The sequence below is a fragment of the Pseudomonadota bacterium genome (assembly GCA_027620075.1).
Taxonomy (GTDB): Bacteria; Pseudomonadota; Alphaproteobacteria; order Rickettsiales; family UBA6187; genus 1-14-0-20-39-49.
Genome location: JAQCEY010000002.1, coordinates 241,343 through 263,245, shown reverse-complemented (window position 1 = coordinate 263,245; position 21,903 = coordinate 241,343). Strand labels below are relative to the sequence as shown.

11 protein-coding genes are annotated in these 21,903 nt (G+C 39.9%); 7 read left to right on the top strand and 4 right to left on the bottom strand.

Annotation, left to right across the window (positions count from 1 at the left end; all coding sequences use genetic code 11):
- Window positions 1-10 precede the first annotated feature (10 nt).
- The 5 genes from O2942_04330 to O2942_04310 all read left to right on the top strand — a co-directional run bounded on the left by O2942_04330 (window position 11) and on the right by O2942_04310 (window position 14,645).
- Window positions 11-2,383: a type IV secretion system protein gene (locus O2942_04330; GenBank protein ID MDA0781476.1), complete on the top strand. Its 2,373-nt coding sequence runs from the start codon at window positions 11-13 to the stop codon at window positions 2,381-2,383.
- A gap of 131 nt (window positions 2,384-2,514) precedes the next feature.
- A complete protein-coding gene (locus O2942_04325) occupies window positions 2,515-6,315 on the top strand; it encodes a type IV secretion system protein (GenBank protein ID MDA0781475.1) in 3,801 nt (1,266 codons plus the stop codon).
- 76 nt (window positions 6,316-6,391) lie between these two features.
- Window positions 6,392-9,610, top strand: a complete 3,219-nt coding sequence (locus tag O2942_04320) for a type IV secretion system protein (GenBank protein ID MDA0781474.1) — start codon at window positions 6,392-6,394, stop codon at window positions 9,608-9,610.
- 73 nt (window positions 9,611-9,683) lie between these two features.
- Window positions 9,684-14,360 (top strand): type IV secretion system protein, encoded by a 4,677-nt coding sequence (locus O2942_04315; protein MDA0781473.1) that lies wholly within the window; start codon window positions 9,684-9,686, stop codon window positions 14,358-14,360.
- 126 nt (window positions 14,361-14,486) lie between these two features.
- Complete coding sequence (locus O2942_04310) at window positions 14,487-14,645, top strand: DUF2706 domain-containing protein (GenBank protein ID MDA0781472.1); 159 nt, start codon at window positions 14,487-14,489, stop codon at window positions 14,643-14,645.
- Here O2942_04310 and kdsA read toward each other — a convergent pair.
- From kdsA to tpiA, 4 genes are all read right to left on the bottom strand, one after another.
- A complete protein-coding gene (kdsA, locus tag O2942_04305) occupies window positions 14,642-15,469 on the bottom strand; it encodes a 3-deoxy-8-phosphooctulonate synthase (protein ID MDA0781471.1) in 828 nt (275 codons plus the stop codon). The genes O2942_04310 and kdsA overlap by 4 nt on opposite strands.
- A gap of 1 nt (window position 15,470) precedes the next feature.
- Window positions 15,471-17,102 (bottom strand): CTP synthase, encoded by a 1,632-nt coding sequence (locus O2942_04300; GenBank protein MDA0781470.1) that lies wholly within the window; start codon window positions 17,100-17,102, stop codon window positions 15,471-15,473.
- 105 nt (window positions 17,103-17,207) lie between these two features.
- Window positions 17,208-17,564: a preprotein translocase subunit SecG gene (gene secG / locus O2942_04295; protein ID MDA0781469.1), complete on the bottom strand. Its 357-nt coding sequence runs from the start codon at window positions 17,562-17,564 to the stop codon at window positions 17,208-17,210.
- Window positions 17,565-17,592: 28 nt separating this feature from the next.
- Window positions 17,593-18,366, bottom strand: coding sequence for a triose-phosphate isomerase (gene tpiA, locus O2942_04290; protein ID MDA0781468.1), 774 nt, complete (start codon window positions 18,364-18,366; stop codon window positions 17,593-17,595).
- A gap of 158 nt (window positions 18,367-18,524) precedes the next feature.
- Here tpiA and O2942_04285 point away from each other — a divergent pair, with 158 nt between their 5' ends.
- Window positions 18,525-20,399: a SurA N-terminal domain-containing protein gene (locus O2942_04285; GenBank protein MDA0781467.1), complete on the top strand. Its 1,875-nt coding sequence runs from the start codon at window positions 18,525-18,527 to the stop codon at window positions 20,397-20,399.
- 1 nt (window position 20,400) lies between these two features.
- The gene (gene trpE / locus O2942_04280; protein ID MDA0781466.1) at window positions 20,401-21,903 is read left to right on the top strand and encodes an anthranilate synthase component I; all 1,503 of its coding nucleotides are present in this window, start codon (window positions 20,401-20,403) and stop codon (window positions 21,901-21,903) included.

The following is a 21,903-nucleotide window of genomic DNA, read 5'->3' as shown; positions in this document are numbered from 1 at the left end:
TGGAAAAAAGATGTTAAATTTTTATAAAAAAATTCAATTTCAATATATTATATCGGTTTTGCTGATAGCAATAGTCGTTCCGTATAGTAATAGCTATGCTGCTCCCGTATGTGCAATCCCTGCACAGGGGACGGTTCTTGGCTCTTCCTCCGATTATGTTGGTGATGTTACGTCTATTTTGCACGGCAACTGTAACCCTTATGCCAGTATTGAAGATGATAATACTAACCCTTTATGTAATTCCCCCGGCGATAGTAATTCGTCTTGTTCTTGTGAAGGCAATCGTAATTTAAACGGTGCAAGAGTAGATGTTAATAGTTTTACGGTAACTGTTCAATACAAAAAGGGAGCCGGTCTTTTAGATAGTGATCAGACTTGTAATTTGATAAATACCGGCAGTTGCGGTAGCGGTCCGGCTGTAAATCCGGTAACTATTGTTGCGGAACTGGAAGGTGATTTGATGTGTGTTTATGCCCAAGCACCATTTTACCCGGAAGATTGCGGCGTACCTGTTAGAGGATCGGTCATAGATGAAAATGAAAAACTTGACGGGGCATTATTCGGATTAATAGGTGGTTCGTCCAATGGCCTTGTTAACCCGATTGATTCTTCTTTGCCGTTTAACTGTATACCGGTTCCTCTTCCTCCTCCGACAGCTGTGGATATGGATTGGGGAGACCTTATATCTGATGTTTGTACCGAGTACGATTCTTCAAGTTCGATGTTTAGATATCCTGACGGTTCAAACCGTGCTTTTACAGGTGTGGTCATAGAATGTATAGAAGAAACTATGTCAAATCTTTTTGACGAGCCTATACTGGACGGTGGTACGCTAACAATATATGAGTCTTTTGTCGAAGAGTTTACTAATATTATTAGGGCACTTTTAATCCTTTATGTAATGGTGTTCGGTTATCCGTACATTTATGGTAAAAGAGGTATAGGCACGGGAGAGTGGCACTGGTTTGCTCTAAAAGTCGGCTTAGTGGTTTATTTTGCGATAGGAACGGGAATGGCAGACTTCTTACCTTCATTGCAGAATATTTCAAAGTCAGCTTCCTTGATTGTTTTGGAAGCTTCTTCGGGAGATCTGGCTACCGCTGAAGCTGCTAATGAAGATTTAAATCCGGCCAATCCCGGTTCTGCGGCAGAAAACTTACTTACTGCGAATAACCTTCTTATACAGGCAAGACGAAATTTAGCGAGCGGTACGGGTACTCAAGGGCAGGTTAATGCTGCAATTAGTACCAGAAATGCTGCCCTGGATATATATGATGAGGCTAAATTTCAAGCGTCAAGCTATGGTTATAGATATTGCGATTTTAGAGTATTGGTAGCTAACACAGGAACAGATTATCCTGCAGATAAAGAGTATATGCGGCTATGGGATATGATAGATTGTAAAATTTCCAAGGTGTTAGGTATCGGTGATAACGTTAAGGCTCCGAGGTCTCCGCATTTGTTGCTCTTAACTATTGCTTCAATATTTACTAATATCGGTATCGGGTTTGTAAATTTTATTTTAGCTGTGATTGTTACGGTATTTACAATAATGCTGATAATCAGAATCGTACATGTGTATATAATGGCATCAATGGGCTTGGTATTATTGGCATTTATAGGACCTTTAATTATTCCTTCGGTTCTGTTCAATTTTACCAAAAATATTTTTGACGGATGGTTATCGCAGATAATAGCTTATGTGGTACAGCCCGTAATATTATTTGCGTTTCTTGGTTTTTTGTTTGCGGCTATGGATATGGCTATGTACGAGGGTAATCACACATTTGTACCGATGGAGGGGGGAGAATATGATAACAGGCTTTGCATGAAATGGAAGGGAGGAACTTTACTGGCTTTATGTTCTGAATTGGACTTTAACAATGCATTTAATCAGGGAGCCGATTTCAAGGACTTTGAATGTGAAGATCCGCATGCAATGGGGTGTGTAGTGCAAAAAGTAGCTATTAAGAAAGAAAGGTCGAACCATCTTGGACTCGGGTTAAATAACTACTTTTCAACCATTTCGTTTAAAGATGCAAAGCACTTATTTATAGGCTTGATACAAATGGTTCTGGTTTGTTATTTGGCTTTTGCGGTTTTAGGATTTGTAGAAGAAATGTCGGTTACTTTAACAAATGCCGCAGGTGGCGGTGCTATCGGTCTTTCAAGGGCTCCTAAGTTAACACCTCACAAGATAGGTCAGCATGCAATTAAACCGTTTAGCAGCTTTGCCGGAGCTACGGCGGGGCGGAGCATAACAAACACTCTGGAAAGAAGGGCAAGAAAAAGAATATTAAATAAGAGTATTAATGCAAAACGTAAAAACGCTAAGGTGGAGGGGGCATCTGATGCAAAAAGTGAGGTAAAGGAAAGTTTGTAGTAATTTAAAAAAAGATTTTTAAATGTTTATAAAAATCTTAACAAAGATATTGTACAATTTAAAATGTTTTATCGGTATATATTATAATGGTAGCAAGCAAAAATTTATTAATAGTGAGATTAGTAGGGTTATTGATTACCCTATTTCTTGTTGCTGCTTGCCATGGAGATCCGGGTACTGATAAATGTATTTATGGTGATAGGTTTAATACGGTTTCATCTGTTCGTGTGAATGTCCCGGCAAATTCAGCCGGTGCGACTGCATGGGTCAACACCGGTTTTACTGTGACGGCGGGACAGTATCTGACGGTTCAGACGGAAGATGATAATGTTGATATTTGTGCTAATAACTGGATTAGTGCAACAGTAAGGCTTGATCCAACAACACAAGAAGCTAAAGCGTGGCAAGGTACAGGATTTAAAATACCATACGGTAATACTTTTGAAATCGATATTGATGGGTGGTGGAAAACCAATTTTAATATGCCAGCTCCATCAGGTGTCCCACCTTTAGGTGGAGCTTGGTTTGATGGTGACCAAATATATGCTAGATTGGCCGAGCCAGATTTGCCGATTGGAATATGGAACGTGAAAGGACCTATTGATGCAGTAGGTGCTGATTTTACAGGAGATATTGCTGGAATCAGATATGGTGAGACGCATTTGGACAGTCGTATTCCTTTTATTAGTTACTTTTCACATGTGAACTCCCTTACACCTCGTCAAACTTTAACTCTAGCTGGGGATGTGACAACTATTCCTCCCACTCCAGGTAAGCGTATTTTTAATTTATTTGATACTTCCCCAGGTTTTGTATTTGATACGTCTACAGCATCTCCAGATGAGATATCTATAGCGTGGAATGGATTTGATCTTACTCAAATGAGTTTGCATCCAAGCCCTCCTGCAGATGCACCCAAAGAGCTATATATTAGATTTAGCCACCAAGGAAATCATGCGGATAATTATGCCGGAAATAGTCAGGACGCAAGTAGCCAAGTAATTTTTAAAATCCGATATCTAAATAATTGCCCCGGTAGACGAGGCGAGTTTTTACATTTGGCAATAGGTAATGATCCCAATAGCCCGTTAGAACTTATAGATCTTGATGCTGTTGCCGCTACCGGCGGTACTTTTGCAAGCAACGTCGTAGGAACCGGAACAATATGGCTAAAGGTTATTGATAACGGTGCTATAAATTGGGCAAAAGGTGTCGGTTTCGGTGACGGTGATTACTCGCCTGCAAGTAATACCGGTTCTTATAATGTTAATTTAACACTGGATAGTTCTGGGTTTACGGATGTTATAAACTCAATGATAGATCCTGTGAAAGAGCTACTACAGGGAGATGTTGATGCAACTACCGGATTGCGTGAAGGCGGTCTTACAAGGGACGTTTATGAAAGCCTTACCACTGATAGCGGTTTTATATATTACATAAGAATGCTTCTAGTCCTTGCGGTAATATTCTTTGCATTTAACTATATGTTAGGTTTATCAAATATAACCCAAAAGGAGCTATTTGAATTTGTAGTAAAGCTAATGATAGTTGCTACCCTTATGACGGAAAACAACTGGACTTTCTTCTATGAAAATTTATTCAGTGTATTTATTGAAGGAACCGAAGACTTGATTGAGATAGTTTCCGGTCGGTTTATGGAGGCTACGGTTGATTCAAGAGGAGCGGTAGGTGGCGATGCACATGCGTTGGTAGTAGATCCTAGCGGGCAGACGTTTACTTTCGACTTTTTGAACGCAACGATGCAGAGATATTTTAGTACGGATGCCGCTATCAGGATTGAGGCGTTGATGTTCTCTTCGATATTAGGCTTTATACTGGCAATACTAATATATGTAGGAATTATCCTTTTTGTTATAGCTCTGCTTAAGGCGGTTATATTGTATATATTGTCGGTGATAATGGTTTCGCTGCTATTATTCCTTGCACCTTTGTTTATATCATTCCTGTTGTTCTCATGGACAAGAATAATGTTCAACAACTGGATTAAGAATCTGATAAGTTATGCGATACAGCCGGTTCTGTTATTTACGGTTCTGACAATATTTAATATATTTATATATTCTGCATTTTATACCGTTTTGTCATTCGATGTGTGTTACGGATGTATATTTGAAATAGATTTCCCTGTTAACGAATTGATTTTCTTTAATTTAGTACATGACTTTGATGCGGCATGTATATTCCATGGTTACAGACCTTGGTCTATAGGGCGTGGAATGGAGCCTGATTCTGAGTTTGCCAGAACTCCTGTCGCTATATTCCTTGTATTTATATTTATAATATTCTGTAGTGCGTTACTTAAGTTCTTAGACTGGATAGTAGAGGTTGGAGTTACAATTACTGCCGGTAATATCGGAACAAGCCTGAACAGGGCAACCAGTAATGTAGTAGGTCAGGGAACGAGTGCTATTAAAACCGCAGGCAGAGTAGGCACTACCTTCGGTAAAGCAGGATTTGCGGTTGCCGATTGGGGCAGCGAAAGAGTGCTGGGTGAAAGGATGTCGGATAGATACATGAAAACTAAACGACAAGCCCTCAAAATGCTTGGAGGACGTTCCGGATTTAATCCGCTTATAGACGCTAAAGGTGAAAGTGACGGTATGGGCGGAAAAAACTACTGGAAGAAAAGCTTAATGACCTCAAGGGAGTTAAGAGAGCTTAAGACTAAACAAGAAATGTTTGGCGGTCTTTCAAAAGAAGCTAAAAGAGAGAAATATCTGGATAATATCAGAAAAGACCTAGCCTATAATGCTGAGAAAAAAGAGATCAGGTCTGATGTAAAAAATAGAATAAAAGATGCTAAAAAAGAATTAAGGTCGGAGCAGAAGACCGCTAAAACCACCAAGGATCTGTTTGCAGGTAATGCCGAGTTTAAAGCCAGAGAGCAAAAAGTAAGTAAAGCCAGAGAATTAGAATTAAAACGCAACTTGGATGAAACTAAGATAAGAGCTAACGTCGATAAGCGAAGAGATTTAAGAGAGCTGCGTGAAGCTAAGCAAGGAAAAGGCATAACAAACGCCGAAAGAAAGAGAATGTTGCAAAACGCTCGTAGGGAACGTCAAGGAAAAGCTCCTCTACCTGAGAAGAAAAGCTCAAATCAAATCTGGAGAGATACCGTTATTGACGCTAAGAGGTCGCAAAGAGATAGGAATGAAGCCCGTAAGGTTGAGAGGAGGGTTTATGAAAATAACCTTAAATGGGCTTATAAAGACAAAGGAAATGTTAAAGCCTCGGTTGAAAGTGCTGACAAGGCATTTATGGAAAATAAAGCAGCTTATAAGAGTAAGTATAGAAAACGTCAAGATATTATGTCGGAAGGACGCAAGAAGTATTATTCACAACTAGGAAAAGAGATAGCTACACCTGTTGCAGCTACTTATAAAGGTGGTGAGGCAGTCGTTAAAGGTGCTTATAGAGGCGGTAAAGCTGTTGGAACTGAGGCTGTTAAGTTTGTTAAAAATCCTGTTAAATATACTGCTGACGTAGCTAAAGGAGTAGGCAATTCGATTGGTAACGCAGCTAAAGCCGTGGCTAATGTTCCTGTTAAAGCGTTTAATTCACTTAAGAAAACGGTAATTAAGAATAACGACAGGATAGTCGGTAAAAATATCAGAAGAGCGAGGAACGCTGCTAAGGAAGCACAGGATTTTGCTAAAGATCCCGTTAAGTACGGAGTAGAGCATTCAAGGGCGTTAAAGGCAGGAAAAAGTGCGGTTAAGGGAGCAAGAAATCTTGCAGGAAATGTTAACAGGCGCCTTGATAAAATGGAGAAAAACCGCAAAGAAAGAATCAAGAAGAATGACGAGGCTAAAGAGGCTAAGAAGTTCTGGGACGATGCTAAGAAAAACAGCTATACAACCCGTTATGACGAGAAAGACAAAGATAAGGATAAGGATAAGGACGATTCATAGGAGAAAATGTTAACTAATTAATTTTATGTTGTTTATCATAAAATAGTTTTTTGGTAGAATGGTGATAATGAAGTATATGAACAAATTTAAGGAATATTTTGAAACATTATCTTTTAGTGGAAGCTCAAGGGCGTTTACTGAAAAATTATGTTTGTTTGTAGGTATGCTTCTTTTATCGTCTTGCGGTGTGCCGCCGGGGGCTCCTGAATGTGTTAACGAAGATGAATGGGGAAATATAGAAAGCAGGGAGATAATAGTCCATGCAAATGAGCAATTTACATATTCAGGTATATCAGTCCTTGCCGGAGAAGATATTAAAGTAGATATAAGCGGTGTAATTGATCTGTGTTCCGGTGATAGAGTATTTAAAGGTCAGGACTATAATCTAAAAAATGAAAATGGTCTTGAAATCACGGAAATGCACGGAATAGACCCTAGAAACTCTAACTGGCAACGTCTGGACTACACACCTTTAGTGCCTGCCGGTCCTAGAACTCCGATGAGGGTTGGAGCGGGTGATAAGCTAAGTATGCTTGTAAACGGTAATTACGATGATAGAGCCGGCACTCAAAGAGAAGGTGAGGGGTTGTATGTGTATATCGGTGAAGATGCACCTCCTAATGATGTTTGGTGGTACGGTGCGGTTAGGAATACTGCTGAACCCGGAACGGTTTGTGACCCTACGGTAACACCCGGTACGTGCAGTTTTATCAGGCTTGCCGGATCAGACGGTGCTACTACAAGAGATATGTGCGACCCTTCCGCACCTGATACCGATATTATGAATACATGTATTATGGCACCTGAATTAGAAACGAACCGGAAGGCTTATATTACCAGTGACTTTCCTCAGTTTTTCGAACTATTCGACAACGGTACGGTAGGTGATAATGCCGGCGGTTTTAAAGGAACTGCGGCACAGGACGGTCATATATGGATGAAATATGCAAGAACCGCAGAAGCAAGGGGGCTTGATAATAGCGGAGATGAAAGATTTTCGCCGTGGCTGGGTAAATATGCTTGGAGCGGTGGTGATACACCGTTTAGCGGTAAATGTTTTGCCTGCGGACTCGGTCCTATAGCAATGCGTTGTATTCCGGTCGCATGGCTTGGAATGTATCAGGTTTGTGTAACAGCTTCAGTGGCAGCTTGCGGAGCTGCCGGAAGATTGCAGGAGTTCCCCGGTTTGGAGACTGCTCTAGGCAAGAAATGTAGGGAGCATCCGTGGTCTACACATTCACCTAGTGATCACTGGGTGGATAATGAATATGACGGCGGTAATGATGACGGCAATGCGAATGACGGTAATAATTTTACCGGAGATAATCCGAATGACGGCGGTTATGAGATAGCAATAGGTCAGGGATGTATAGGTACTTTTGGTGAGTATATGCATATGCGTCTTGGTCCGGGGCAGGCTACAATTGAAAACCAGACTACCCCGGAAGGATGTTCGCCTGTTAACCCCGGAGTATGTGACCTTGTGATAGACGGGTGGAGCGGTTTACCTGTGCAGTATGTGAGATATACGGTAGGTGCCGGTGCCCAAGTTAATATGGATATGAGACCGGAGGCGTATACCTCTCCATATCCGGCTTTTTATAAGGGACCGGGTAAGTATGAGGATGTTTTACCCGGAGGTGGTGTTTCCGAGTTATGGTTTGAAATAAGGGACGATACTACCTCTCCGCTACACCCTCAACCGGGTTATTACGGAGATAATTTCGGTTCGTATAAAGTAAAGATAAGAACTACAAAAGTAAGCTCGGACTTTTCTGACTTTACGCAAAAGATTATTAATCCTATTAAAGGTATGATATTCGGATATTGTAGAGCTAACACAGTTAATTATACTGATGCTAACGGTAATCCTCAAACTACCTATATATCAAAAGAGCAGTTAAATTACTCCATTGATGAGGCTACTTGCAATACCATAGGAAGTTATACTACCGAAGACGGTATGGTGGTTAGTACGGATCCTGTTTTCCGGGATATGTATGGAGATGTTCAGGAGTGGAGAGATAACACCGGTGCAACTACAGGACATGTAATAGAGGCTTGGCATCCGGGAATAGCCGAAAGGATGTATTTGGTTTTGGTAGGAAGTGGCGGGGTATTATCTTATGACGGTGTTACCGTAAGTCCGTTCCTTAACATATTAAGGGCGGTGTTGATTCTATACATTATCCTTTATTCCTTTAGGTTCATGCTGGGAATGGTTAATGATGACTATGGTGATTTCTTGAAACGTATAATAAAAATGTCAATTATTTCAGTGTTGTTTATTCCTGATAGCTGGGACTTCTTTAATAACTTTTTATTCCGACTTTTTGTTGACGGTGTCGATGATCTGATATTTTTGTTAAGCGGAGACTTTACGGGTCATACTTTGTCTGCCGATCTGTATGATAGTATGGGTAGTTTAAATACCGGTTTTAATCCTCTTGGTGCAGTGCCGGATAACTTTAGTGTTTTCAAATTTACGGATATAACGATTGATACGCTATTTAATAAAGCTACTTGGATAAAAATTGCAGGTCTATTATTCGCAAGTCCCGTAGGCTTTATTTACATAATTTTGATATTATTTGGAATGGTAATATTCATACTTGCTATCTTTAAAGCTATGATATTGTATCTTTTAGCAAATCTGGCTATAGCACTTTTATTGATTGTTGCACCTATATTCTTAACATTTATGTTATTCGACAGAACTAAGCCGCTATTTGACGGATGGATTAAAAACCTTATTAATTACACATTACAACCTGTTCTGGTTGTTACTGCACTTGCGATATTTAACGTGTTTGTATATTCGGCAATATATTCGTTACTATATTATCGTGTATGCTGGGATACGGTTTGGAACCTTGATGTTACTGTCGGTGGTATAATAAATATCAATCGTCCGTTGTTTAATTTCTATCTGCCTTCTGCCGAAGGGGCAAATTCTCCTCAGGGTAGATTAGAGATGCCGATACAGTTCTTTATGATGTTGATATATCTAATTATTTTAACGGCATTACTGAATTTTGTTAAATGGATGGCCGATCTGACTTCCGAATTGATGTTCGGTAGTACCGTAGGATCGTTAGCTTCTGCGGCAGGGCAAACCTTAAATAAATTTGCCGGATACGGGAAAGCTGCCATAACCATGGGTACTTCCGCGGCTATGGGAGCTGCTAAAGGATTTGCCTCAGGCAATACGGCCGCCGGTAAAGTAGGACGGGGAGCACTTGGAGCTCTAAACGGAGGGATAATAAAACCGATTACTAAAAACTTTAAAAAATAAGTTTTAATTGTGCTACAATAAAGCACAGGGAGAGAAGTTTTAAAAAGGTATTTTGGATTATTTTGTAAATATTATGATGAAAGCATTACTAAATTTAATTTGCATCTTTATTTTACTGCTCGCAAGCGGTTGTGGTAGAGAAGTGTGTAAAAGGCAATGTGATGCAGGCGGCAAACACTGTAAGAGAGATTGTGGTTCAGGTGGTTTAGAGTGTGTTGAAGCCGATGACTGGGGATACGCAAAAGTATTGGTTCCTGCCGATACGGAGAGTATCGTCAAGCAATATGGCGGATTTATTGATAAAAAAGATATGGAGAAGACTGTCGGACCTAAAGAGCAATATGCTCCTGACTACTCGCTATATTATAAAGCAAAAGATGACTATGTTTCAAATTCCGCTGCGACAAACGGTGCTGTTTACGGCTCTTATCCGGATCAGCATGTAAGAGCTATTGATAGCGGTCAAGTTATCTTAGACCGTAATCTTGTCCCTATTGTTATGACCGTCGGTAAATCGGATCAGTGGACATCTTGGTTCGGTGGAGAGGTTAATTATTCTTCTACCAAGCCCGAAGGAGATGTTACTGCATATGACGCAGGTCAGAGTGTGGAAGATAGGGAGTGTAAGTATAAGGTTACAAATAATGAAGGTCCTACAAGAAATGCCGCTCCGTCAATGACGGTTTTTGGTGACAACGGAACCAATGCAGGTCATTTTGACTTGTCACCGAGTGTTCTGTGGCAGCATTATGATGATACCGATACGTTATATTATCTTGACCATAATTTTGATTATCGTTTAATTCTTAATCCTGAGAATTTTAACATACAAACAGCTCCTAGTTCGCAGAACCCTGCACGTCCTCCTATAGCTCCGAATCCCGCAATTAATACTTATGTAGCACAAGGGGCTAACGATCCTCAATATGAGCCGATTAATAAGACTAACGGATTTACGCCGTGCTATTTCCGTTATGGAATGGGATTGTATGTAGGTTTTGCACCAAATGATGATAGCGGTAACGCAACCGATAGTGATGTAATAGCTACTTATCATATACCTGATTCCAAAAGACCCGGTATTACAAGCGATGAGTCTGTTACCGCACCATCAAAAACTTTTGAAGGTCAGTCTCTTATCGATCAGGCGACAAGTAATGTGTCGAATGCCCATAATATGGCAAGAGGATTGGACGGCTATCTTGCAAGGGGGCAGGTAGTAATGGAGTTCCCTGAGGCGTATACCAGTGATCAGTTGTTCTTTAAGATAATTGACAGATATTATAATGATAATACGGGTGAATATACCGTAAAACTTAAAGAGGGAACCCGTAGTCCGAATTCAGGTCCTGTTGAAAAGATAGTAGATTTTTTTCTAGAGCCTGTCAAAGAGATAATGAGAAGGATTTACGAAGGTATAGTTAATCATGCCGAGTTTATATATCTAATAAGAGCATTGCTTGTTCTTTATATGATAATATATGGATATAGTTTGATTATAGGAGCAAGAAGTCAGGAAGAGTATAGAAAAGATGCGGTTATACGGATGTTTAAGGTTGCAGTCATAATATCCCTGATAGGTCCTGACAGTTGGGATTTCTTCAACAACTTCCTGTTTCAGGCATTTATTGACGGTGTAGACAGTATAGGATCGCTGCTGTTGAATCCTTGGCAGAATTATGACCCGCAAAGCCCTTGGTATTCTATGGACGCATTGTTAGCCAGACTATTCTCCGGTGAAACGGCGGCTAAAATAAGCTCTACTTTATTTTCTAATTTTCCGTTGGGAATAATATTTATAATATTTTTATATCTTGCTATGGTATTATTCCTTTTTGCGGTTATTAAAGCAATTATTGTTTATATAATAGGTTTTATCTCTATTGCTATCTTAATAGCATTGGCTCCTTTCTTCCTAATTACAATGTTATTTGAGAAAACTAAGCATTTAACGGTTGAGTGGTTCAACTCTCTTGTTTCGGCAGGGATACAGATTTTACTTCTTATGGCCGCATTAGGTATGTTTGCAGCTTTGATAATTTCATATATGGAACAAACCATCGGTTATAAAGTATGCTGGAATGTATATGCCGATTTTGACTTTTTAGGTGTTAATAAAAATATATCGCACCATTTCCACTTATTTAACCTGAAATTCTGGATGCCTGATATCGGTACTCATATGACCAATATATGGATGGATGTTGACCAAAACGGCTTTAGAGATCCCGGTGGTGCCGGAAGAGATCCTGAAATGGCTTTCAGGTATGAGGACGTACCATATTTAGACCCGATATTTGATAGGGAAAAAATAGCATTATATCAAACTGAAAAAAATTTCTTGTCATTCACTGATTTTCTGGTGTTTATGGTAGCCGTCCTATTAATGTTAGCGTTTATGGATTTTGTTCCTGAAATGGCTAAAGCGTTAAAAGGAGGTTCTCCGAGTGATACTGCTAATATATTCGGCCCTGCTATGGGATTGACCCATACAATTATGTCAGGGTTTAAAGAATTTTCAGCTAAAGCGTGGAATATAGGAAAATCGCAAAATACCAAAAATCTAATGGATGAAGTGCTAAGTTTTTGGGACGGTGCTTATTCTACAAGAGGTCTTGCTCCTCCTAGAAAAATAAAAAGAGCTACTATGGTCGAGTTGACGGGTGCTAAAGGTATGAGCATAAGAACAAGAGAAATGGGCATCATTCAGGACGGTATGATAAAAGAAGATAAGAATCCTCTAATGGAGAAGGGGCAGAACCTGTTAACGAATGCTGCAAGAAAGTCTGCTCTTGCCGGTTTGGCTGATGAGGGTACTATAGAGGCTAGTATCAGAAGGAAACAAGATAGTGATGATATTAGAAAAGGAGTCGGAGGTTTAAGAGATCTTGAGAATTTGGGAAGAGATAAAGTAGGCGGTTTGAGAGATCTTGAGGATTTGGGAAGAGATAAAGTAGGCGGCTTAAGGGACGGTGTAAGAGACGGCAAGAATCTTCTTGAAGAGGCTATAAGAAAATCCGCTCAAAGCGGTGGTGAAAGCTTAAGCTTCTTGGAAAGGGCGTTGAGAGATGGTGCTGCTAAGGGCGGCGGTCTAAGTCTTTTAGATAAATCTATGATAGAGGCTCGTAATACCGGTGGTTTAAGTATATTGGATAGGTCGCTTCGAGATGTTCTTGCAAATAATGGTGGTGTAAGTTTCTTAGAGAAATCCATAAAAGATGCTAAAGGCAGAGGGTTGAGTTTACTTGATAAGGCTCTTGCCGATTCTGCCGCTAAAGGTGGTGGGAAGAATCTACTTGATCAAGCCCTTGCGGATATGTCCAAAAATAAAGGTGCTAAGAATTTATTAGAAGCGGCTATTATAAAGGCTGCCGGTAGTAAAGGCGGTAGCAGCGGAAGCCTTCTTGAAAAGGCTTTAGGGGAAGTCGGTAAAGATAAAGGAGCGAAGAGCTTATTAGAGCAATCAATATTAAAGGCGGCTCAAAATAGTAGCGATAAAACAATGATGGAAAGACTGGCAGGTCGTGATGCCGGTGCAAGCCTTCTTAATCAGGCGTTGAAACAATCTGCTGCTAAAGGCGGTGGAGCTAACCTACTTGAAAAAGGTCTGTCGGATATGATGAGGACTAAAGAGGGTAGAGGTTTACTGGATATTGCTATGTTAAAAGCCGGCACCCAAAGCGGTGGAGGGCCTTTATTAAATAAATTGCTGAATCAGGTTAATAATAACGATAAGGCTCGTAACGTACTAGAAGCTTCAATACTGAAACAGGCTAAGGCAAGTAAAGACTTGGATATTATTAATAGATTCGGTAGAGGAGCGGGTTTAACCGATTCTAAGAAGGTGTTAAGAAATCCTATTTCTCTTTATAGGGATTTATCTGCTAAAAACAAGCCTGCTCAAAGTGCCGTTGATGAAGCAGTGGCAAAGGCTAAAACATTACTCGATAAACTTGGATTTGCAGATGGTGCAATTGATGTCAATAATTTAACTTTAGCTCAAAGACGTGAGGCACTTGGTTTTATTGAATCCGGTAAGTTTGAGTTGTTGCCTATAGATATGCAGGCTGCTTTATATTCGGCACTAAAAGAATCCGAGAAGCAGGAAGCTACAATATCTAATGGTGTCGGCTCTCTTCTTCTGGATTCATATGTTAGGTCAAATGATAAAGGAGCTGCCGCAGTCTTCGGGCTGGCTGCCGAACAATTGCGGACATCGGGAACGGCTCACGGCAATACAAAATCCGAAGTTGATGCAATTATAGAAGCTGACGAATTGTTACGCTTGGTAGGTAATAGTGATATAAGTAATAATACTCCTTTACAAAATAGAATTGCAGACTTCGTTGATTCAAGTGAATTCAGGCAGATACCGTCTAGTATGCAAGCGGTGTTAGTTGAAGGTTTGACTGAAAGACAAAAAGCAAGTGCCGGAATTTCATATGCGTATGATAGTAAAAAAGCTGAGAACAAGTCTGAAGTTGATGACGGAAAATGGATTGACAAAGAGATAGAAAATGAAGCACAGCGTGCTAAAGAGCAAGATAGAAAATCTCAATCTCAACAAGAGAAGAATAAGCCTCTTCTTGAATTGGACAAAGATGTAAGAGAATATGAGGGTGATTTAGTTTATTCTGAAAAAATGCGTAGACAAGAGGAAGAAGAACGAGAAAAATTACGCAGGAAAAGGCTTGAGCAAAGTGAAAGGGACAAGCAAAGCAAAGACTCGGATAAAAAAGATGATGAGTAAGCTAGGAGATGTGTTCATTATTTTCTGATTTTATAAATTTATATCAAGTTAATTAATTGTATATTTGACTTTACGGCTTAAATTTATATCATATAGACATCTTCTTAATTTCAGTCGGGGTATTTCGTGAAATATATATATGTGGTTTTGATGTTATTATTTATTCAGGGATGTGCAAAAGATGATAGTGCAAAATATGATCTGAAAAGTCCTTGTGTATCGGCGGATACTGATAATGATGCTCCATGTCAGAAAAGAAGCCCTAAAAATCAGGCTATCGGTTAGTTCTTAACTACGGAGTCTATCTCTACAAGTTTTTTTAGGATTTCTTCTAGCTCTTGCAATATAACCATGCAAGGTCCGTCAGATGGTGCGTTATCAGGATCCTGATGGACTTCCATGAATGTACCTGCTATTCCTACCGCTATTGCGGCTCTTGATATAACCGGAACAAATTCCCTCTGACCTCCCGATGTGCCTCCCTGACCGCCCGGTTGCTGTATGGAGTGGGTTGCGTCGATAATTACCGGATAGCCGGTCTCAGACATTGTTGCAAGCCCTCTCATATCGGATATAAGCGTATTATAACCAAAGCTAGTACCCCTATCGGTCAATATGATGTTATCATTGCCGGAATCTGATACTTTAGCAGCTACGTTCTTCATATCCCAAGGGGCTAAGAACTGCCCTTTTTTTATGTTTATAACCTTACCCGTTTTAGCCGCAGCTATCAATAAATCGGTTTGACGGCATAAAAAAGCCGGTATTTGCAATACATCTACCGAATCGTCAATTAAGCCGCATTGTTCTTCATTGTGGATATCGGTAAGGGTAGGGCAGCCGAATGTTTCTTTTATTTCTTTAAATATCGGCAATGCATTTTCAAGACCGATTCCGCGTTTACTGTTCAGGCTTGTACGGTTTGCCTTGTCAAAAGACGATTTATATATAAAAGGAATATTAAGCCTTTGTGTTATCGTTGTAAGTTCTTCGGCCATCATCAAGGCGTGGTCACGAGATTCCATCTGGCAAGGTCCTGCAATCAATGTAAACGGTAGGTCGTTACCTACCTTGATATTATTTACTTTTATATGTTTTGATTCGGTCATTTTATTTTCTTTTTTTGTTATATTTTATTGCCGCCTCAACAAACCCCTTAAATAACGGGTGCGGACTAAAAGGGCGTGACTTGAATTCAGGGTGGAACTGCACTGCTATGAACCACGGGTGTTTAGGTATTTCAACGATTTCAGTCAACTTGCCGTCAGGTGACATGCCTGAAAATAACAAGCCTGCCTTCTCCAGAATTTCTTTATATTCTATATTTACCTCGTAGCGGTGTCTGTGCCGTTCTTCAATATTGGCTTTGCCGTACACATTCCTAGCCAGTGAGTTCGGTACTAATCTACAAGGGTATGAGCCTAGCCTCATTGTGCCGCCCAAATCACCGTTTTTATTGCGTGTTTCTTGTTTTTCGCCATTGAACCACTCGGTCATAAGACCGACTACGGTGTGTTCCGTCTCGTTAAACTCCGATGTATCGGCATTTTTTAAGCCTGCAAGGTTGCGGGCAGCCTCTATAACACTTAGCTGCATACCCCTGCAAATTCCAAAATACGGTACGTTATTAGTCCTTGCGTATGTTATAGCGTTTAATTCCCCCTTAACACCGTCCTCACCGAATCCGCCGGGAACAAGGATTGCGTCCATGGAAGGTAGTTTTTTAGCAGCCGTGTCGGCTGAGAAGCGTCTGGAGTTTATCCAGTGTATCTTAACGTTAACTTCATTTGCCATTGCAGCATGATGCAAGGATTCTATTATAGATTTATATGCTTCGGTTAGTTTTACATACTTACCGACTATGGCAACGTGTATTTCTTCAGTTGCAGACAGGTCGTTCTCGACAAGTTTTTCCCATTTTTTTAAGTTAGCCTTCTTGTCATGCGGCATATTAAAATGCATGAGAATCTGATTGTCAAAACCTTCTTCGTGATATTTTATAGGGACTTGGTAGATACTCTTAACGTCAAGTCCTTGTATTACGCACTCTTCTTTTATGTTGCAAAATAAGGCTATTTTTTTACGCTCACTCTCCGGTATCTCCCTATCGGCACGGCATAATAATATATCCGGTTGAATACCTATCTGGCGTAATTCCTTTACAGAGTGTTGGGTGGGCTTTGTTTTAAGCTCCCTTGCTGCCGGAATATAAGGAACCAGCGTTAAATGGACAAATATAGTCTTGTCTTTACCAAGCTGATAGCCAAGCTGACGGATAGACTCAAAGAACGGCAGACCTTCTATATCTCCGACAGTTCCGCCTATTTCACAAAGTACGAAATCCGTATCATCAGTGTCACTTAAAATAAATTCTTTTATCAGGTCGGTAACGTGAGGTATTACTTGAACAGTTCCACCTAAGTACTCGCCTTTACGCTCTTTTGCGATTAGTTTGGAATATATTTGACCGGTCGTGATATTGTCGCCCTTGCGAGCCACAACGTCCGTGAATCTTTCGTAGTGACCAAGGTCAAGGTCGGTCTCCGCTCCGTCGTCGGTAACGTACACCTCGCCATGCTGTATGGGACTCATTGTTCCGGGGTCAACGTTCAGATATGGGTCAAGTTTACGCAAGCGAACAGTGTACCCTCTTGATTGCAAAGCAGCAGCAAGACTGGCAGATGCCAGCCCTTTACCCAAAGACGAAACTACACCGCCTGTAATAAATATAAATTTTGCCATATCCTAAACTTAAAGAAGCATTAGTAAAATTGTTGCTGCATACTACAAAATAAGGCAATAAAATCAATAATAATAAACTATTTTTTTATGTTATAATAAAAAAGTTTATTCGGATACCGGTACGGTAGGTTCGATTTCTTTAACTTCACCCGATTCGCCGATATCAGAAGCATTATTTTCTGTTGAGATATTTTCAATAACCCTGTCTACGGTTTTTGTGCCTCTAGCTGTTATAGTTGCCATAGCAAGGCTGTTAGCCATAAAAGCTACAGCTAAGTAAGCAGTGGTTTTTGTGAGCATATTTGCAGAGGCTCTTCCCGATACCAATGAATTGCCGCCTCCGCTACCGCCGCTTAGACCTGACAAACCGTCACTTGAACTGCGTTGAAGCAAAATTACGCATATCATTGAAACGGCTATTATAACTTGCACAACAAGTAATATATGTAACATTTCTGACATTTAGGTATTCCTTAAATTTATTATATATTTAGCCTGTAGCCTCAATAATCTTCCAGAATTCATCAGGATCAAGGCTGGCTTTGCCCACCAGAAGACCGTCAACACTTGGAACAGATAGTATTGAACGTGCATTTTGTGAGCTAGTCGAGCCACCATACACGATTCTTGGCTGGTTTTCAAATTGTTTTAGTTCTTCATTTATTACATGTGCTATGTAATTATGCATTTCCTCAATTTGTTCTGCCGTTGGGGTTTTGCCCGTACCTATAGCCCATACAGGCTCGTATGCAATTATAGTGTTTTCGGCGGTTGAGGTTTTCGGTATTGAGTGCAGAACCTGCTCACGTACCACTATTTTGGCAAGGTCGTTCTGTCTTTCGTATAGAGTTTCACCAACGCAAATGATAGTACTAAGCTTCTGGCTATGACAAATTTCAGCTTTGTTGCGTACCAGTTCGCTTCCCTCGTTCCTTGTGGTTCTTCTTTCGGAGTGTCCTATGATTACATATTCACAGGTCATATCACGAATCATTTTCGCACTTATTGAGCCTGTGTAAGCACCTTCAAGTTTATCATGACAGTTTTGTGCGCCTAGCTTTATGCCTGTTCCCGGAATTTTTTCAGCAAAATCACGCAGTAAAGTGTAAGGAGGACATATCACTATTTCACAGCCGATTAAGCTATCGTTTATCTTTGCCCTTAGCTGTTTGAAGTTCTGCATACTTTCACGCAAAAGACCGTTCATCTTCCAATTTGCAATTATTATAGGGTATTCTCGGATGTTTTTGTTTTTCTTTGTCATGCTACAGATGCTTTTTTATGATTGAACAATATTAAACATTCATAACTCTTATATAAAAAAAATCAATAATAGCAAATTATTTAAATTCATTGTTGTTTTAATTGCAATCGATGACTATTATTTAATGCTTATAATTAAAGTCATAATAGGTTGTTGCTATGCTCGAAGCTATGAGAAAAGGTTCTCAAAATATTTTTGTAAAATTATTGCTAGGTGTTCTTGCCCTGAGTTTTGTTGTCTGGGGCGTGGGAGACGTATTTAGAGGCGGCAGCAGCACGACTATAGCTAAAGTAGGTGACGAAAAAATCGGTTATGAAGAGTATTATAACTCCTTGCAGAGGGAAATCAGTCGTTTTCAGCAGATATTAGGAACAACACTTACTCCCGAACTTATGCAGCAATTTGATGTTAAAAGAAGAGTTTTTGACCAGATGGTCGATAACAAGCTTATAAGATTAAGAGTAGGTGAGCTAAATTTGAAGGTCGGTGATAATGTAGTCAGGGATATTATAGCAAGAGAAAGTGCTTTTTATGATGAGTCGGGGAAGTTTAACCCCGAAAACTTTAAAATGGTTTTACAATATAACGGTCTTGACGAAAAACAGTATGTTAAGGATATCAAAGATGAGGCGGCAATAGGTATTTTAGTTGACACTCTTGCGGTATCGCCGTCATCTATGAAAAATACCGCCAAAACATTATATAGGTATCGCAACGAGTACCGTACTGCTGAGCTTATTTATATTCCAACTGATTATGTTAAGGAGATGGAAGAGCCTTCGGAAGCCGACCTTATTCAGTATTATCAGGATAATAGCAATAATTTTGCCGTTCCCGAAAGCAGAACGGTTACGTATCTGACATACGGTTATGAAGATGTTAAAAATTCCGTTCAGGTTAGTGAAGAGGCTATGAAAGCGGAATATGAGGATAATATAGAATCATTCACCGAGCCTGAAAAAAGAGATGTTGTACAGTATCTTTTTGAAAAAGAGGAAGATGCACAAAAAGCTCTTGAGGATATAAACGAAGGTAAGGTATCCTTGTATGATGATAAAAAGATAGAGCTTGGTGAAGTCAGGCATGACGAGCTGCCAGAAGATGTGGTTGTTCCTGTTTTCGCTCTGGAAGTAGGGCAGTATAGCGAGTCTATAAACACTGATCTTGGTTGGCATATATTTACGATTAATAAAATATCCGAGCCGCAAGGCATACCTTTTGAAGAAGTGCGTGGGGAGATAGAGGATTATTTAAAAGATGTTAAGGCAGCGGAGATATTCGAGCAGTCTTCAATAAAAATAGAAGATGAGCTTGCCGCCGGTAACAAACTGGAGGATATAGCTAAAAAATTCGATTTGGTTATACATAGTATTCCTTCGATAAACTCCAATGCTCAAGGTTCTTCGGGCAAGCCGTTGACCGATATACCTGATCCGCAGACTCTTGCCGATGTTGCGTTTTCAGTTGAGTCGGGCGAAGTTTCGTCTATGACGCTGCTTTCTGATAATTCTACATATGTGCTGGTGAGGGTCGATAATGTAGTGCCTCAAAGGGTTAAGGCACTTGATGAGGTAAAAGGAACGGTTACAGCCTTATGGAAAGAATCTCAAAAACGCAAGAAGCTAATGGCGATTGCCGAGCAGGTCGCTATAGAAATAAAAGGCGGAAAAGCTCCTAAAGAACTGGCTTCGTCGATGGGACTTAAATTTAAGATGTCCGACGAGATAAAAAGACCGTCACCTGACGCTTTCCTTGATAATGAAGGCGGCGTTCCTGCGCAGTTATCACTTGAGTTATTCGGTTTGAAAAAAGGTGAATCCACATCTTATTATTTATCTGATAAGGGTGAGTATGTAATGGGAAAATTAGCCGATATTAAAGACTCTCAAGTAGATAAAGGTAAGCTTGCTAATCTGGAGGAAAGTCTGAAAAGAGATTTTACCGACGATATATTGAGGCAGTATAATTATTTCCTTAGAAAACAATACCCTGTGGAAGAAAATGAGAATATGTTGAATTCGTTAAGTTTATAATATGAAGATACTACCTGCTATTGAAGAATTTGTACAAAACTATAATAAAAATACAGGTAATATTATCTGGACTAAACTTTCCTGCGATATAGAAACTCCTGTTTCTGTTGCCCTGAAGTTGAAAGGTGAAGAATATTTAGGTCTGTTCGAGTCAGTAGAGCAGGGAAGAAGTCGCGGCAGATATTCGTTTATCGTTATGTCGCCCGATAGCATCTGGAGATGTGTTGACGGTTTTCCGCAAATAAACAAAAATCCATCGGATAAAAATGCGTTTGCTGATGACGGAAAAGATGTATTTTCGTCATTGAGGAATTATATAAAAGAATCACAGCTTAATATCCCCAAAGGTTTGCCGCCTATGTCGTCAGGCATATTCGGTTTTATGGGGTATGATATGGTCAGGTATATGGAAAAGCTACCTGACGGCAATGAAGACATTATAGGTATTCCAGAGGCTTTATTCATAAGACCTCGGATAGTTATAGTGTTCGATTCGGTAAATGACTCTATGATAATCGCTGCCCCCGTGTTTAATTTTGGCGATAGTGCCGAAGAGGCTTATAAAATGGCGGAAAGCCGTATTTTATATACGGTAAAAAAGCTTATAGATACCAATTTAAGTTTAGATTATTTGAAAAATGCCGATGCCAAATTACAAAATAAAAAACTTAATATCAGCAGTAATATTTCAAGGGAAGAATATCATGAAATGGTAAATAAGGCTAAAGAATATATTATGGCAGGCGATATATTCCAAGTAGTGCCTTCGCAAAGATTTACCATTGATTTCCCTTACGATTCGCTTTCACTATACCGTGTTTTAAGAAGTATGAATCCTTCGCCATATTCATTTTATTTAAAAATGGGTGATTTCTCGCTGATAGGTTCAAGTCCTGAAATTCTGGTAAGAATGAACGATGGAAAAATAACGGTTAGACCGATTGCAGGAACCAGAAAAAGAGGTGCTGACAAAATCGAAGATGATAAATTAGCAAAAGATTTACTATCTGATGAAAAAGAGCTTGCCGAACATTTGATGTTGATAGATCTTGGTCGTAATGATGTAGGCAGGGTGTCTGGCATAGGTACTGTTAAGGTTACTGAAAATATGGTTATAGAATATTATTCGCATGTAATGCATATAGTATCAAAGGTCGAAGGCAAAGTGAAAAAAAATATAGATGCCTTAGATGCAGTGATAGCAGGGTTTCCCGTTGGTACTGTTTCAGGTGCACCCAAGATAAGGGCTATGGAAATAATTGACGAGTTGGAAAATGTAAGGCGTAGCTTTTATGCGGGAGGCGTGGGCTTCTTTTCGTCAAATGGCGATGTTGATATGTGTATTACGCTCAGGACAGGCTTAGCAAAAGGCGATAAGCTGTATGTTCAGGCAGGTGGCGGTGTTGTTGCCGATAGTGACCCTGAGGCTGAATATCAGGAAAGCTGCAATAAAGCCATGGCGTTGATAAGGGCTGCTGAAGAAGTTGCTAAAAGGGATTGGTAG